Source organism: Polymorphobacter multimanifer (assembly GCF_014205635.1).
Classification (GTDB): Bacteria; Pseudomonadota; Alphaproteobacteria; order Sphingomonadales; family Sphingomonadaceae; genus Sandarakinorhabdus; species Sandarakinorhabdus multimanifer.
In genome coordinates, this window is sequence record NZ_JACIIV010000010.1 from 60621 (window position 1) to 75224 (window position 14604).

The following is a 14604-nucleotide window of genomic DNA, read 5'->3' on the forward strand; positions in this document are numbered from 1 at the left end:
CGACCTGGCCATGCGTCATGCGATCACCAAGTTCTGCTGGGGAAAACCATCAACCAGTCGCATGCGTCCCAGTGCCGCCACACCTCGCGGATCAGCTTTGAGCAGAGGACCGCATTTGTCCAGAGACAGCAGGAACCCCTGGACCACTTCGAATGCAGCAGCGCAGACAACTGCCGTCGTCAACACTGTGCCGCCAAGAGCAATCAGTGCCGATACCACCGGCACAGCCGCCGTCGCGGCGCTCCCCGAAGCAGTCGTCTTTGCGATCAATACCGTATTGCGCGTGGACCCGGCTGTGGTGATCACCAAGTCGACAACTGCGGAAAAACATTGGATCATGTCGACATCAGCAGCGGCAAAAGTCACTATTGCACGAACACGTTCCGTCAGCATCAGCACCAGATCGCGTTTTGTCGGCATCCGTCCATGCCTTGCCGATTCGATAATCAACGCTGCCGACTGCTCGCTCAACGTGATCACGAACTCAATGGCCTGCCGATCACGTTCATTATTCATGGTGCTGTTGACCAGCGCCCTGATGATCTCCCCAACAGCTTCCACCGTAACTTCGGCGGCATCGGCAGATTTGACTCGTCCTGCCATCACGCCGCCGCCACAAACACATATTCCAGCCCGTCACCCGGCGCCGTCACCTCGATCCGCTCCACCGTCACACCGTCCGCCATCCGTCCCAGCAGTTCGGTCGAAAGCGTCGGCAGCATGTCGTTGGTCAGGATATTGTCGATCATCCGTCCACCGCTCGCCAGTTCGGTACAACGGCTCACGATATGAGCCACTACCGCCTGGTCGTAGGTCATCGTTATCTTGTGGTTTTCCTTCACCCGCTTGACGATTCGGCCCAGTTGCAGCCGCACGATGCCGCCCAGCATCTCTGGCGAAAGCGGATAATAGGGCTGCACGATCAGCCGCCCCAGCAGCGCCGGTGGAAACACCTTCAGAAGCTCCGGCCGCAGCGCCTTGGCCATCGTCTCGGCATCCGGCGCGGTTTCCGGGTCCGCCGTCATGTCCATGATCATGTCGGTGCCGACATTGGACGTCAGCAGGATCAACGTGTTCTTGAAGTCGATGTAGCGGCCTTCGCTGTCATCCATGTAACCCTTGTCGAACACCTGGAAAAACATCTCGTGCACATCCGGGTGTGCCTTCTCCACCTCGTCGAGCAGCACGATCGAATAGGGCTGGCGTCGCACCGCCTCGGTCAACACGCCGCCTTGCCCATAGCCGACATAGCCCGCCGGCGCGCCCTTGAGCGTGGACACGGTGTGCGCCTCCTGGAACTCGCTCATGTTGATGACGATCATGCTGCCGTCGCCGGCGTACATCAGCTCCGCCAGCGCATGTGCCGTCTCGGTCTTGCCGACGCCCGATGGCCCGCAAAGCATGAACACGCCCACGGGCTTGTTCGGATTGTCCAGCTTCGCGCGGCTGGTCTGCAGCCGCTTGGCGATCGCCTCCATCGCATGGTCTTGGCCGATCACCCGCTTCTTCAGTTGCTCGGCAATCGCCAGCACGCCGGCAATCTCGTTCTTCACCATCCGGCCAACCGGGACACCGGTCCAGTCGCCCACCACGGCGGCGACCGCATTGGCGTCCACCTGCGCAAATACCATCGGCGCATCGCCTTGTGCTGCCGCCATCTCCGCCATGCCGGCGTGCAGCGTCTCGTCGTGGGTGGCCGTGTCCTCGCCGTTCCCATTTGCTTCGGCGCGCGCACTGCGCGCTGCAATCACCGCGGCGACAGCGGTCTTCTCTGCCTCCCATTTCGCATTGGCTTCGGCCAGCACCGCGCGCGCCTCCACCAGCGCCTCGTCGACCTCATCGATGCGCTTGGGGCTGGCCATGCCACTGCCAGCTTCGCGCACTGCAATTTCGCGCTCGACCTCAAGCAGTTCCACCCGGCGCAGCCGGTCCTCCACCGGCGCCGGCGTGGCATGCTGGCTCACCGATACGCGCGCACACGCCGTATCGAGCAGGCTCACCGCCTTGTCGGGCAGCTGCCGCGCCGGAATATAGCGCTGGGATAGTTTCACCGCCGCCTCCAGCGCCTCATCCAGCACGATCACCTGATGATGCTTCACCATCGCGTCGGCAACGCTGCGCAACATCGCGATCGCCTTGTCGGTCTCCGGCTCGCCCACGTTCACGGTCTGGAACCGCCGGGTCAGTGCCGGGTCCTTTTCAAAATACTGCCGATATTCCGCCCAGGTGGTGGCCGCGATGGTCCGCAGCTTGCCCCGTGCCAGTGCCGGCTTGAGCAGATTGGCCGCATCGCCTGTACCGGCCGAGCCACCGGCGCCGATCAGCGTGTGCGCCTCGTCGATAAACAGGATCACCGGGCTGGCCGACGCTTCGACTTCGTCGATCACCTGCCGCAGCCGCTTCTCGAATTCGCCCTTCACACTTGCACCGGCCTGCAACAACCCGATGTCGAGCGAGCGCAGAGTCACATTCTTCAGTTGGGGCGGCACATCGCCATCGGCAATCCGCCGCGCAAAGCCTTCCACGACTGCGGTCTTGCCCACGCCGGCCTCCCCGGTGAGAATCGGGTTGTTCTGCCGCCGTCGCAGCAGGATATCCACGACCTGCCTGATCTCGGCATCGCGCCCCACAATCTTGTCGATCTCGCCAGATCGCGCCCGCGCCGTCAGATCGACACTGAACTTTGCCAACGCAGATCCTTCCTGCGCTGGCTCGAGCCCCGGCTCACCGTCACCGCCGCCGCTGCCGGCTCCACTGCCAAGCCCCCCTGCCTCGCTCGCCTCACCGCTGCCGGCGGTTATGCTTCCAAAACCGTCCGCGAGCTTGTCGGCATCGACCTTGCGATACTCGTTGGACACGCTGGTCAGCACATTCTTCAGGTTCGGAGTCTTCAGCATGGCAAAAAGCAGATGCCCGCTGCGGACCTTGCCGGCATTGAACATCAAGCTGGCGTAGAGCCAGCCCTTCTCAACCGCCTCCTCGACATGTGCGGACAGGTCGGACACGCTGGACGCACCACGCGGCAGCTTGTCGAGCGCAGCCACTGTATCCCGCCCCAACTGTCCCTCATCGAGACCGAAATGCGCCCGGATCAGCGCGAAATCACCCTTAGGGTCGGCATTCAGCGTGTGAAGCCAATGAACCAGCTCCACATAGGGGTTGCCCCGCAGCTTGCAAAAGCCGAACGCGGTTTCGACTGCTTTCAGGCTGCTGGGAGCAAGCCTGCCAAACAGGGCTGCCCGGCTGATTTCAGTCATGCTGCTTCCTCCAAATTGCCGGCAGCGGCTGGTGCCGGCGCCGCACGTTCATGAATGGTCAAATCCTTGCGCAGCCGCGCCCGGCCACGTGGCGCCATCCAGCTGGTCCAGCCCAGCCGTGTCGGCACGCCGCCGCGACCACCCAGCCGCGCCGGCTCGATCAGATGTTCTGCAATCGCCACATGCGCCCGCCAGTTGACATGGTGTGGCAACGCCGAACGCGCGGCCTCGGCCATCAGCTGGTGGCCATGGCCACCGGGAAGCAGATCATCGAGGTCTGCCATCGAACGGGCACGGATCGAGAAGGCAACGTCATACTCCACGCTCCAGAACCGCCCGCCCAATGAGGCACCTTTCCCGAGCGCCACATCATGCTGTCCCAACTGGCTGCGCTGATCGACGGGCGCTTCATGCCACCGTCCTACTGCTTCGCGCACGGTCACCCGCCGCCCCAGCATGTGGGAGAGCATCGATCCGATTGCCGTTGGAGACCGGAGCGCCGCAAGATGGCCGCCGTAAGGCAGCCGCCGCCAATCATCGAATGATGCCGGATCACCCATCGCCGGCCTGGAACCGGGCGCCAGAAATGCCAGTTCGGTAGTTCCCGCAACAGCGGCCAGATAGCCTGCAAATCGGTCATCGGCCGGTCGGCTGGCATTGGCCGCTGGGCGCGCATCAGCCCAGGCCCGGTAAAAGAACTGCAAGGACCGTGACCCCAGCATACCGAGAAATTCGTTGAACGGCCGTGGACCGCGGCGTTGTCGTTCGTACACGGCAATCTCGGTCAGATGGCTGGGCAACGGTCCCATCGGCCCGGTCAGTCCAAGATGCCGGGATTCCAGGACCGGGCGCCGGCCATCGGTTTGCCAGGCGGCAATGGTGGATGCCGGAAAATTGAAATCCGCCACGTGCGCCAGGTTCACGACCTCGCGGGAAGGCTCGAGCGCCTCGCCCACGCGCGGACTGGCCGGAGTTGCCACTTCCAGCGCGTTCACAGCCGCAAAAAAGTCCCATCGCTCCGGAGAGGCCGCCAACGCTTCGAACAGGCGGGTCAGATCGTCGGTCGTCGACCGGTCCATAGCCCCTCCCCGTCCACATCCCTCGCGAGATGTCGCCAATGCCACGACAATCCATTGTCGGCTTTCACTTCGCATTCCGCAAAGCTGTTGATGGTTGCGAAATCGGCCAGAAATCGCGCAACAACCGTCGAGAACAGATAGGCTGTCCCGGCTTCGTAACTGTTCCAGGCGAGTTCCAGCGTCAGACGCTGGCCGCGCAGAAACGCCAGTCGGCTGCTGCCATTGGCACGCCGCGTCACCAGCCGCGATGTCAGCCCCGAGAGACCCTGGATCTCGCGACGCATCACCGGCGACTGATCCCGCAGATACAGGCTCAAATGATCTGCCAGCGCATCAGGCGCACCGTCGGCACGAACAAATCCGTCACGTCCTGGCGCCAGATGGCTGATGATCCGCCAACCCGAATCCACCATGCCCATCGGTGGCTGCGGACGCGTGGGTCCGATCAGCATTTCGATACCTCCGGTCGCCTTCATGTCCATCATCGTCAGCTCGAGCAGCGCTGCGCCGGGCCGCAACCGCGTCGATAGTGCACGATTGGTCACCAGCCCCCGCGCGCCAAGCTCGATGATGCCGCCAGCCAGCGCCGGGTTGCCGGGCGAGGACAGGCTGATCCATGCCTCGGTGCCTATATAATCGCCTTCACGGCGCCGACGTGTCTCCGCTTCGGTCAACCGCCGCAGTCGTCGGCGCAACGTATAGTAAAGCGGCTTGGCACCGCGCTCGACCCGCCGCGCATAAAGCGGCAGCGCTGGCGTGCCCACCATGTCCTCGGTTGCAAAGCCGGTCACGCTGTCCAGCCTGTACACTTCGAAATCGAGAGCAGCCGTCCGGTCGGGCAGCACGATGTGTTCCGACTGGCGCTGGTCGACCAGAACGCGGTCGAAGCGCTTCTCGAACAGATTGATCACAGGGGTTACGAACGGCAGCAGCGAATCATCAGCCACTGCCGAAGCCAGTTGCGGCACTGCCCGCTTGAGTGGGATCACGATATCGAGCGCCCGGTCGGCCCGTGCAAAGCCTGCCGCCAACCCCGTAAGGCAGATGAAGCGAAACTTCTGCGGCATGGCAAAATATTCGGCCAGCAGCCGATATCCACCAAAGCTGCGCTGCTCATCGGGAAGCAAGGCCTCCTCCGGCCCGAAACCATGAGGCACAACAGCGCCAGCCCGCTCGATCCACGATTGCTTGCGGCCCCGTTCGGGAGCGGCCAGCCGAACGCCCAGGCTGTCATCCAGCAGCTGCTGATACAAAAGCCCCGGCACATCGCCGCTGCCGCCCAGGAACAGCGGCAGCCTGTCGATCGTCAAAGCCGACAGGGGTGCGGCTGATGTCGCTTCGATCCGGAAGCGCAGGCCGGCTTCACCCAGCGCCTCCCCACAGGCTGCAGCAATGGCCGCTCGGGTCGGCAGATACTCCACCGCCATCACCGTCAGCGGCAGCAAGGTGACGTCCTGGCCGGTGGTGAACTGGACCGGCTGTGTCATATCACCTGACAGACTGGCCATCAGGGTCGAGCCGCGCTCGTGCAAAACACCCTTTGGCGGCGTGGCGTCTCCCTTCATCGGCTTGAGCGCCACGATCGCCATCGCCGGCGTGGGCGCCAGATAATGGGGATACAGCGCCTCCAGCAACGATTGCGTGAAGCGGGGGAACTCCTCCTCCATCTTCACCCGCACGCGCGCGTTCAGAAAGGCCACACCTTCCATCAGCCGTTCGACATGCGGGTCCGGGTCGGTGGGGGCGTCAAGCCCGAGCAATCCCGCGACCTGCCGGTTATCCTCCGCAAATTCTGCCGATCGCCGGCGCAAGTACAGCAATTCGCGATTGTAGGCCGAGAGCAGGCGCGGATCAGTGGCGCTCATGTCGTCACCTCGACCTCGCCGGAATCCAGTGACACAGCTGTCTTCAGCTCGATGTAGCGTTCGTCGATCGCGCCGCGAAGCTCCCCCTGAATGGTGAACCTGACCTTGTTCTCATTGTCGATGTCACCGCTGAAGGTCACCTTCACGGTATCGGCAACGAGCCGCGGCTCGAAGGCCAGCAACGCCTTGACGATATCGTGCGCCCGCCGCTCGAGGCTGCCACGAGACATTTGCAGCGCGGTGAGATCGGAAATGCCCTGGTTCAGAACAGATGTCGCAATCTCGGGATAATCCCCAATCGGCACTGCAGTGGCGAAGCTGATATCGTTCATGAGCCAGGCGACATCGCGGATGACAACCTGGCGCAGTTCTCGCTCGCCGAACTGTTCGGTCGGGGCGATGAAACATGGCAGAAGGTCGCGGCTCCCATCGCCCTTTACACGGCCGAGGTGGCCGATCAGCTTGTCGACGACCGATGGCTTGAGCGGCCGTTCATCATGCATCGGCTGCCCCCGGGTCGGTCATGCGATAATCAATTGGCGCAGTTCGAGAATGCCAGCCTCCGGGCCGTCAGTGGTCAGCAGGTGTTGGCCAACACCCACCTCCAGCCCCCCCTGATCACGCCAATCGGTCGCACGCGCCAACATGAGGGCCGCTGACCCGCTGCCGCCTGTGCCGGGGTAAGTGACCGGCAACATTGCAGCAGAGGTCTGGCCGGATCGAAGCTCGATGTCCCCCGGGAGCCAGATCAGGTCCCTGAGGTCGTTTGGACCCTGGCAAACCACTCTCTTGATCGCCGCAATTGGCAGAAAGCCATAATTGTCGCCGACGATGACCTCAAGCATCGGACCAAACCGTTGGTCGGCGTCTGCTATCCACTCGAATTGTTGGCCATTGATGCTCCCTGCACTGGCAGGAGCAGCCTCAAGCGCCGCCGCCGAACGGGATTCGGCATCAGGGGCCTGCACCGCACTCGCATGAACTGCGTCGAGCAATCCATCCACCCAGGGCTCGGCACCAACGATCGACTGCGGCCGCTCGCGTCCGCTCCAAACAGCATCGCGCGTCAACATCGCCGCAAGTGCTTGATTATAGACGCCCGCCATCATCATTGCCTTGGGCTCGGCTGTCGCAAGGGCTTGCAGTTGCGTCCTTGCCTTCTCCCATTCACCGTGCAATGAAATCAATTGCCAAAAGAACTGCCGAGCGTCGGCGTCTCCCGGCACCATCCGCAAGGTCGCCGCCAACGCCGCACGCGAACCAGCAAGGTCACCGCTTTTCAGCAGTGTTTCGGCGTCCATGTCCGTCTCCAGCCGACCTAACGCCGGGATGAGTGAGGCGCGGCGAGGAGGATGGCGCTCGCTTCGCCGCCAAACCAAATAATGAGGCGGGCACCGGCAAAGGCCGGCGCCCGCCAAATTCATCAGGATGCAGCATTGCCTTCTACGTCGAACGTGAAATCGCCAGCAGCGCTCACTGCGCCAGTGTCGCCCTGCTCGAAATACTCGACTTTGACCTTGGCAAAGTTGAGGCTGACATTCTCGGTGAGCCGGTCCTCACCACCCGAGCCCCCGGTCGAAACCGACGAGATCAGACACTTGGTCATGGTGATCTTCAGATAGACATATGGTTGATCGCCGGCCTTGCGCACGTTCAGCACGCACTCGGTGATGTGCGTACCCTTGAGGCAAGCCAACTGCATCTTCGGCGAAGCCTTGTCGATCCACTTGGTCAGCGAAATGTCCTGCACGTTCGCCTTGCCAGCGCCACCCCCGCCGCCTTGGTGGAACGTGCCGGACTGGCTGGCCCCCCAGGACCAGGCAAGCACATCGATGTCGCCGACAGTCGCCTTGTCCTTGTCCTTCGACTCGCCAGTAATTCCGTTGCTAACCTTGAGAAACATGTCGAGAGCCATGGTAAGTCTCCTTCTACAAATAAGCCGTTGTCAGATACGCGCTCAGTTACCTGCCTGACGCAGCGCAGACGTCATTCCCAATGTAATATCCATGCCTTCCATCTGGAAATGCGGCACGAACTCGAACTTTGCCCGGTAGTAACCAGGGTTTTCCTCATCTTCGAGAATCTTGATTCCAGCCGCTTTCAAAGGCTTGCGCGCCTTTTGCTCCTCGGACGACATCTCGGGCATCTGGTCCACATACATCGAAATCCAGCTGGTCAGCCGGTTTTCCATCTGCGTTGCCGTGGGCGTGCCACCAACCCAATCCCGCACCATGCACTTCAGATAATGCGCAAAGCGGCAACTGGTGAACAGATAAGGCAGTCGCGCCGAAAGTCGTGCATTTGCAGTTGCGCCCTTGTCGGCAAACTCCTTGGGCTGATGTAGCGTCTGCGCACCGATAAAGGTCGCCTGGTCGGTATTCTTGCGGTGGATCAACCCGATCAACCCGGCGGCAGACAGTTCACCCTCGCGCCGATCCGAAATGGCGATCTCGGTCGGACATTTAACCGCCGTATCACCATCCTCGGTCGGGAACATCGCAACTGGCAGCCCCTCAACCGTACCACCTGACTGCACGCCACGAATTCGCGTGCACCAACCATATTCCTTGAAAGCCGAATTCACCCGCACTGCCATGGCATAGGCCGAATTCATCCATGCATATTTCCCATGGTCGCCGGCCGTATCTTCCTCGAAGCCGAACTGCTCCACCGGATCGGACGACGCGCCATAAGGCCGCCGCGCCAGAACGCGCGGCGCGGTGAGCGCGATGTACCGGCTGTCGTCCTTCGCACGGAGAGACCGCCAAGCCGCATACTCCGGCGTGTCGAAAATCTTTCCAAGATCCCGAGGCTTGGCAAGATCCTGCCAGCTTTCCATGCCGAAAAGCGCGGACGATGTTCCAGAAATGAACGGCGCATGCGCAGCACTGGAGATTTTTGCCATACCTTCAAGAACTTCCACATCGGTCGGCATATGTGCAAACTGATAGTCGCCGACAAGGCAACCATAGGGATGACCGCCAAGCTGACCGAATTCCGCCTCGTAAACCCGCTTGAACAGGGGAGACTGATCCCAGGCCGCACCACGGTAGCTGGAGAACATCTTGCGAAGTTCATCCTTGCCGACGTTCATCACCTTGATCTTCAGATCGCTTGCTGTCTCCGAGTTCATCACCAGATAGTTGAGGCCGCGCCACGCGCTCTCCAGAGCCTGATACTCAGGATGATGGATGATCAGGTTCACCTGTTCTGTCAGTTTGCGGTCGAGCGCCGAGATCATGCTCTCGATCGTACCGATGACGTCACCTGGCACCAGGTTGCTTCCCGCAAGCGCCTGCTCCGCAAGCGTGCGCACTGCCGACTCGACACGGTTCTTGGCTTCATCGGTCGCTGGCTTGAATTGTTTCTGCAAAAGGCTCGAAAAATCGTCGATAGTGACTTCAGTCGCAGCAGCAGAAGCGCCTTGCGCGACATTCGGATCACTCGCCATGGCCTGATCTCCTGAATCTAAAGTTGTTGCGCCAGAATCAGGCGTCGTTCCCATCCGAGCGCGCCTTGGATTCGGCGGCGAGGGTACCCAGCAAGTCCGGGTTCTTCAGCAATTGATCGATGACGTCCTGAGCCTTGTCCTTGCCGTCCATATACGCCAGCAAATCGGACAATTGCCTGCGCGCCTCGAGCAACTTGGCCGTCGCGGGCACTTGCTCGGCCACACGACCCGGCGAAAAATCATCCATCGACTTGAAGGTCAGATCGACCGACAACTTGCCCTCACCGGTGAGCGAATTGTCTACCATGAACGCAGCACGCGGCGAAATGGAGTTCTGAAACTCACCGAAATTGTCCATGTCGACATTGACGAAGTCGCGCTCGGCCATTTCCTTTTTGGGCTTTTCAGACTTTCCCGAAAGATCGGACATCACACCCATCACGAACGGCAGAGAAATCTTCTCGACCGATCCGTAGGTTTCGACTTCATACTCGATATGCACACGCGGACTGCGATTCCGCTTGATGAACTTCTGGCCGTCTTGCGCCATGGAATCCCCCCCTTGCACGCTCAGCCACGACATTGCTCGCGGCCGCTCTTTGTCTAGACACAGTGTGCATCACTCATTGCGAATTGCCAAGAGCCGACGTATCTCATCAACGCTGTTCGGCGAAATTTCTTCGACCAACCGATAAAAATCCATCTCGACCCAGTTTCGAACGCGCTTCAACATCAACGGAACGGGGCTTGTCGGCTCATTGTCTGAATAATAACGTACGATTGCATCAATTGCGACGAGGACATCGCTTCGAGAGCGCGGGGTATCACCGGAAAATCGCTTTGCAGGTTGAGTGCCGCCCGGAGCCGAAACGCCGGCAACATCTGCCGCTGTTTCAGCGTCCTCTGTCGGCGCGATGTCCTCCAGGGCCGCCGGATCGGGAAACCGCTCCATAAAGGCTTCGGAAACGCCGATCATCGCCTTCAACTGATTGAGAATAGGCCCCATGCTCGGCGAATCGCTCATCCGTCGCTCAAACGCTTCCACGAGCGAATGAATTTCGTCCGAGAGGCCTCGCAGGCCGACCAGCCGCGCCTCGACGGCCGAGCGAAGTTGCAAAGCCAGCGGCCGAACGGCATCGGCATCAAAACTTGGTATCAGACACTCCGCTGCCGCATCACGCCCGCGCTCGGTGTCAGAAATTGCGATCATGATTCCGCGGAGCTGCCGCGCGGCATCCTGGTTCGGCCGCGCCAATCTCGCGGCCACCGCCGTGACGGCACCGCTGGCAACCCGCGCGTTCAACTTCTCCTGGTCGTCAGACGTCCACTCAGGCACAGGCTCAAGCGCCATCTCGACAACGGCGGCCGTAAACTCCGTCGTGGAAGGCGCCGGCAGGCCGACGATACCAAGGCGCTGCAAAGGCAGCAGCATGGCAGCCGGTCGCGCGAGCGCCGACAGTTCGTTGATCCGACCGATCGCCATGTCTTCGGCAGGACCGGGATGATAATCATCCCAATATTCCTCTGCCAGCTTTCTGACATAACACAGCAGCGCAGTTGTCGCCTCGATATCGCCGGCACGCACCGCCGCCTGTGTCGCCACGATCGCCGGCATCTGGTCCTTGGTCCGCATCAGCATGTCGGTGCAGCGGCGCACAACTTTCATCAGTTCCGGCGGCTTCAGGCTGGAAAATTCGCCCGGCGCATCCTCGAGATCCCGGAATTCGGGCTCCCCGCGCAGGTCAGGGCCACATGGATTGTCCCCATCCAGGGAAGCCAGCAATCCGTCAAGATCGATGCTGCTCATCTTCCGGCCTCCACGGTGGTACCCAACATCGGCCGTGCGCCATCGCCCACCAGCATGAAGGCGCCCCAGTAATAAGGATGAGACGTGTCGATTCCACTCATCATCCCCATTTGCGCCTGGCGCAAAGCGCCCCCCATGGACCCCGTGCGGCCAGCCTGGAACATCTGGGAAATCAACCGTGTGGAGGCTTCGATCGTTCGCCCGTCCTGAGCGCGGAAACTGTCCGGAATCGCCCAATGGGTCGTGAGCACTGCGCGGCTGCCTGCAACCAGAAATGCGCGTGCAAGGCCGTTGAGCGTGGCAGCCTGCCCCAGCTCACTGCGAAAACCGCTCTGCCGCGCGCGCGCGCTGCTGGCAGATGCCGCAGTGTTGCACGCCGAGAGCACAACAAGATTGGCATCCAGCGAAAGGCCGGCGATCTCTTCGAAGCTCAACAATCCATCGCTCGCTTCATCCTCCGCAATCGAGGTCACGAGTGCCGGTGGGCTGTCGCAATCGAGCTCATTCTCTTTCAGGCCATGGGTAGCAAAGTGCAGAACTGCAAAATTCTTCAGCGTTCCGCCAAGCGTCGTCTCGTCACCGAGCCGGACATCGGTGAACGCGCCCTTCTCCACTGATTCCGCACCAACACCCATGGCCTCCCGTGCAGCCATGATTTCGGCCGCACCCACCGGGCGCAAAGCTGCAAAACCGGCGCGCAGCGTGTCGCCACGAGCCGCACATTGGCCGCGAAATGCGCCCCGCTGCGGCAGGTCTGCCAAGGCCGCCTGTTGCGGCACGGCATGGTTGCCAAGTCCGAGATAGGGCTGCGAGGCTCGCGAGGCTGCCAAGGTGCGGCTGATCAGGAACGAGCGCGGCGACACCGCCGAATCGATCCTGCGGTCGCGCACCAGAAAGCGCACTTTCGTATAGTCACGACTGTTGCGTTTCACGCTGTCGTCGAAGGCTGCCACGCTTGCCTCGTCCTCGACGAGAACTGCATAAGGTAATTGTGTCATCGGGCCATTGGGCTCGGTGATCAAAGTCGTCACACCGTCCAGTGCCGGACCCGCGCCACCGAAAATCGCCTCCTTGAGCTTGTGCGCTCCCTCTACGTCGAAGACCAGGACAATGGTTCGGCCATCACGCGCCAAAGTACCATCGATCGACCGCCGGACCTTCTGGGAAAGTTCTGCAAGGCTCGCAGTGTCGATCCCGGTTCGATAGATGACCGCATCATCGGATTTGACCAACATTGCGTAGCTGCGACCGTCCAGCGTCACAAGCTTCAGATATGCTTCGCCCGGTCGCAGTGCGCGCTGAAGCTCCGCGAGCGTCGCGACAGTTTCGTTGGCCTGTTGATATTGCTGATCACCTTCGAGTTCGGCACGCACGGCCGCCGTCTGCGCGTTCATCGCCGCCAGATCCGCTTCAAGGTCAGTCCGCTGGGCTGCATCGGCCGGCAGCAATGTCAGCCTGGTCGATAGCGCCCGAACTTCCCGGTCCAGAAATTGCAGGGTCTTCGCGCGCACCGCGCCATCGCTGCTGCCGCTCTCGAAGATCTTCTGCAGTTGCGCGATCTGGCTCGCCACTGCAGGCGGGCTCACAAGCTGCGCCGCCTCGAAAAACTTCGCACGTGCCGATACCGCTCCCTGGCCGCCAGCCGCAGCGTCGGCAGCCAAAAGATCAAACCAGGCATCCAGCCCGCCAACTGTCGCCGCGGTCGACGGCCCGAGAGTCCGCAGTATTTCGAACCCGTTGTCAAAACTCGTCCTTGCCGCTGCCGGATCGCCCGCGGCAAGGGCAGCGGTTGCCAGCTCGATGTGTCGTTGTCCAAGCAACGGCGTTCCCGCATAGATTGAAGATTGTTCGAGCGAGGCAACTGCACGGGCAAAGGCCGCGCGGGCGGCGGCCAGATCTCCCCCCGTTCTTGCTGCGCGACCCTGCTCGCCAGCCACTGCGCTGCGCAACCACTGGAGACGCGACGTATCCAGCCCACTGTTGTCGAAGCGGGTGAGCAAACGGTCTGCGGCCGACAGTGCTTCCATGGCATCAGCCGCTCGCCTTTGACTGCGCAGTGACACCGCCCTTACATACTGGGATTGCGTTTCCAGAATGGTTGGCGCCACCCAGCTCTGGTCGCGCCGCGCCAGCGCCGATCGCGTGCTCCCCGCATTCAACTGCCCCAGCACGACCGGATCTGCCAAAGGTGAGTTCGAAGAACTGCCCATTTCACGGCTTGCCTGCAGCGCTGCATCTGCCTGTACAAGCGCGGTCGCATAGTCCCGCCGATTGAGTGCGTCGAGAGCACGATAAACAAGGAGCTTGCGGTTGAGCGTCTGACCAGGGGCGCCCCCCAAGGCACCGATCAATGCGGCGGCCTGCGACAGACCGACCTCAGCAGCCTCGGCATAGCCGAGATTCGATGATGATAGTGCCTGTTCGAGCATGAAATCGGCCCGGTCGGCTGGCAACGCGGTGGCAGACAGTTGCGCAAGATAGCGTGTCGCGAGCTCGCGGGCCTCACCATGCTGACCGCTGAGGCTGTACTCGATCACTTCCGAACGTTGCGACATCAGCCCGGCGGCATCGGTGCCGGCCAGCGCCAGGCGGGAGCCGGTGGCAGCCGCCTGAAGGCGCGACAGATCAGGAGCAGTGCCAGGCTCGGCCGCAAGCTGCACGTCGTCTGCAACAAGCGCGCGCGCAACACCGGTCAGATTGGCGGCAAAACGCTCAAGGCCATCGATGGCCAGAAGGTCCTTCCTCTGCGGTACAGTCACGGCGAATGCGCCATAGCCACCTTCGCCATTGCGGCAGCGTGACGCCTCTCCTGCCTCGAAGCCGGCAAGCGTCAACGCCGCAGGCGCAGCACAGATCATGCGCTTCGCCACGGCGGCTCGAATTTGCGCCAGTGCATCCTTCCCACTTCTGAATACACCGACGCGTCCCACGCTCGCCGTATCTGTCCAACCGCGGCAGCGCACACTATAGACCACATCGAACAGGTTGCTGGACGCAGCATCATTCCACACGCGTTCTGCCTGGCACAATTCACCCTGCGGCCCGCGGCCGGCATCAAACCTGTCGGGAAGCGATTGTGCCGCGGCCGGCATCGCCAGTGTTGATGCCGTCAGCAAAAGCAGAGAATGTCTCATGGTCATGTTTC

Annotated in this window: 11 protein-coding genes; all 11 read right to left on the reverse strand. The window is 61.6% G+C overall.

Features of this window, described 5'->3' with window-relative positions; translation table 11 throughout:
* Positions 1-15: 15 nt before the first annotated feature.
* Positions 16-603 carry a hypothetical protein gene (locus FHS79_RS08100; protein ID WP_184198098.1) on the reverse strand — a complete coding sequence of 196 codons (588 nt, stop codon included), beginning with the start codon at positions 601-603 and terminating at the stop codon, positions 16-18.
* Positions 603-3257, reverse strand: a complete 2655-nt coding sequence (gene tssH, locus FHS79_RS08105) for a type VI secretion system ATPase TssH (protein ID WP_184198101.1) — start codon at positions 3255-3257, stop codon at positions 603-605. Before tssH ends, FHS79_RS08100 begins: the two co-directional genes overlap by 1 nt.
* On the reverse strand, positions 3254-4336 hold the full coding sequence (tssG, locus tag FHS79_RS08110; protein WP_184198104.1) for a type VI secretion system baseplate subunit TssG: 1083 nt from the start codon (positions 4334-4336) through the stop codon (positions 3254-3256). Before tssG ends, tssH begins: the two co-directional genes overlap by 4 nt.
* A complete protein-coding gene (gene tssF, locus FHS79_RS08115; protein WP_184198107.1) occupies positions 4309-6201 on the reverse strand; it encodes a type VI secretion system baseplate subunit TssF in 1893 nt (630 codons plus the stop codon). The genes tssG and tssF overlap by 28 nt, the downstream gene beginning before the upstream one ends.
* Entirely contained in the window at positions 6198-6704 is a 507-nt protein-coding gene (locus FHS79_RS08120) for a type VI secretion system baseplate subunit TssE (protein WP_184198110.1), read from the reverse strand. The genes tssF and FHS79_RS08120 overlap by 4 nt, the downstream gene beginning before the upstream one ends.
* 18 nt (positions 6705-6722) lie before the next feature.
* Positions 6723-7502, reverse strand: a complete 780-nt coding sequence (locus FHS79_RS08125) for a type VI secretion system accessory protein TagJ (protein ID WP_184198113.1) — start codon at positions 7500-7502, stop codon at positions 6723-6725.
* Positions 7503-7624: 122 nt separating this feature from the next.
* The gene (locus FHS79_RS08130; protein WP_184198116.1) at positions 7625-8116 is read right to left on the reverse strand and encodes an Hcp family type VI secretion system effector; all 492 of its coding nucleotides are present in this window, start codon (positions 8114-8116) and stop codon (positions 7625-7627) included.
* Between the two features lie 42 nt (positions 8117-8158).
* Positions 8159-9652: a type VI secretion system contractile sheath large subunit gene (gene tssC, locus FHS79_RS08135; protein WP_184198119.1), complete on the reverse strand. Its 1494-nt coding sequence runs from the start codon at positions 9650-9652 to the stop codon at positions 8159-8161.
* A 37-nt stretch (positions 9653-9689) separates the two neighbouring features.
* Entirely contained in the window at positions 9690-10202 is a 513-nt protein-coding gene (tssB, locus tag FHS79_RS08140; protein ID WP_184198121.1) for a type VI secretion system contractile sheath small subunit, read from the reverse strand.
* A 69-nt stretch (positions 10203-10271) separates the two neighbouring features.
* Positions 10272-11459, reverse strand: coding sequence for a type VI secretion system protein TssA (locus tag FHS79_RS08145; RefSeq protein ID WP_184198124.1), 1188 nt, complete (start codon positions 11457-11459; stop codon positions 10272-10274).
* Positions 11456-14599 carry a CHAT domain-containing protein gene (locus FHS79_RS08150; RefSeq protein WP_184198127.1) on the reverse strand — a complete coding sequence of 1048 codons (3144 nt, stop codon included), beginning with the start codon at positions 14597-14599 and terminating at the stop codon, positions 11456-11458. The genes FHS79_RS08145 and FHS79_RS08150 overlap by 4 nt, the downstream gene beginning before the upstream one ends.
* Positions 14600-14604: the final 5 nt, after the last annotated feature.

Bases quoted from the DNA above. Each gene is read 5' to 3' on its own strand.
- FHS79_RS08100 (WP_184198098.1), bottom strand. From the start codon at position 603: ATGGCAGGACGAGTCAAATCTGCCGATGCCGCCGAAGTTACGGTGGAA.
- tssH (WP_184198101.1), bottom strand. From the start codon at position 3,257: ATGACTGAAATCAGCCGGGCAGCCCTGTTTGGCAGGCTTGCTCCCAGC.
- tssG (WP_184198104.1), bottom strand. From the start codon at position 4,336: ATGGACCGGTCGACGACCGACGATCTGACCCGCCTGTTCGAAGCGTTG.
- tssF (WP_184198107.1), bottom strand. From the start codon at position 6,201: ATGAGCGCCACTGATCCGCGCCTGCTCTCGGCCTACAATCGCGAATTG.
- FHS79_RS08120 (WP_184198110.1), bottom strand. From the start codon at position 6,704: ATGCATGATGAACGGCCGCTCAAGCCATCGGTCGTCGACAAGCTGATC.
- FHS79_RS08125 (WP_184198113.1), bottom strand. From the start codon at position 7,502: ATGGACGCCGAAACACTGCTGAAAAGCGGTGACCTTGCTGGTTCGCGT.
- FHS79_RS08130 (WP_184198116.1), bottom strand. From the start codon at position 8,116: ATGGCTCTCGACATGTTTCTCAAGGTTAGCAACGGAATTACTGGCGAG.
- tssC (WP_184198119.1), bottom strand. From the start codon at position 9,652: ATGGCGAGTGATCCGAATGTCGCGCAAGGCGCTTCTGCTGCTGCGACT.
- tssB (WP_184198121.1), bottom strand. From the start codon at position 10,202: ATGGCGCAAGACGGCCAGAAGTTCATCAAGCGGAATCGCAGTCCGCGT.
- FHS79_RS08145 (WP_184198124.1), bottom strand. From the start codon at position 11,459: ATGAGCAGCATCGATCTTGACGGATTGCTGGCTTCCCTGGATGGGGAC.
- FHS79_RS08150 (WP_184198127.1), bottom strand. From the start codon at position 14,599: ATGACCATGAGACATTCTCTGCTTTTGCTGACGGCATCAACACTGGCG.